Below are 844 nucleotides of genomic sequence, written 5' to 3'. Positions count from 1 at the left end.
ACTATGCGTTGGTTTTAGCGATTAAGGTGGTATGCGGCTGCTTCGGTATTGCATTGCTCACCCCTTAACAGGGCGTTATGAGTATTCGAGGATAACATGACAGAATTTGACTACGGTATATTAGTAGTAAAAAGTGGTAAGTATGCTGGTCGCATTTGTTATTATGACGATGATATATGGGATGATGACTTAGAAATTGAAGTTGCTGTTGTTTATTTTGGGGAAATGTCGCAGTGTCGAAAGTACTTTTGTATTCCTTTTTCCTGTCTTGCATATCCAACAACAGAAGACCTAAAAAATAGAAGAAATCAATTGCGTAATAGCATCGGTTTAATCGAACCTAAGCATCTACGAAATTATGAAATCACAGAGTTGCATCTCATTGAGTCAACTCTGTATGAATGGCTGTTATCAGCAAGGTATCAAGAAGTGGATCAAGGAAAAAAAGTATTTATATCCCATTCATCAAAAGACAAAGATTTTGTTCGTTGGTTGAGTTCCGACTTATCCAATGCTGGGCATACGCCGTGGTTAGATGAATGGCAAATAAAGGTTGGTGATTCAATACCGGAGAAAATTGAGTCAGGTCTAGATGATGCAGATGCTATTATCTTGGTGCTTTCTCAAAATGCTGTCGAATCAAAGTGGGTTGAACGAGAGTGGCACTCAATGTATTGGGACGAGATTGAGTCTGGCAATATTATGGTCTTACCAATATTGTATCAGGACTGCAAAATTCCTCGTCTACTTAAAATGAAAAAATATGCAAATTTCATTCAGGACTACAATTCAGGTTTAGAAGACGTCTTGCTTGCGTTGAAATAATACTCATAACAAAGCATTT

The 844-nt window shown here is 37.7% G+C and carries 1 protein-coding gene; it reads left to right on the top strand.

Annotation, left to right across the window (positions count from 1 at the left end; translation table 11 throughout):
- Window positions 1-96 precede the first annotated feature (96 nt).
- Window positions 97-825 (top strand): toll/interleukin-1 receptor domain-containing protein, encoded by a 729-nt coding sequence (locus KIV41_RS24580; RefSeq protein WP_252040583.1) that lies wholly within the window; start codon window positions 97-99, stop codon window positions 823-825.
- Window positions 826-844 lie beyond the last annotated feature (19 nt).

The organism is Vibrio sp. D401a, assembly GCF_030248515.1.
Lineage (GTDB): Bacteria > Pseudomonadota > Gammaproteobacteria > Enterobacterales > Vibrionaceae > Vibrio > Vibrio rotiferianus.
This window is presented reverse-complemented; position numbering and strand designations above follow the sequence as displayed.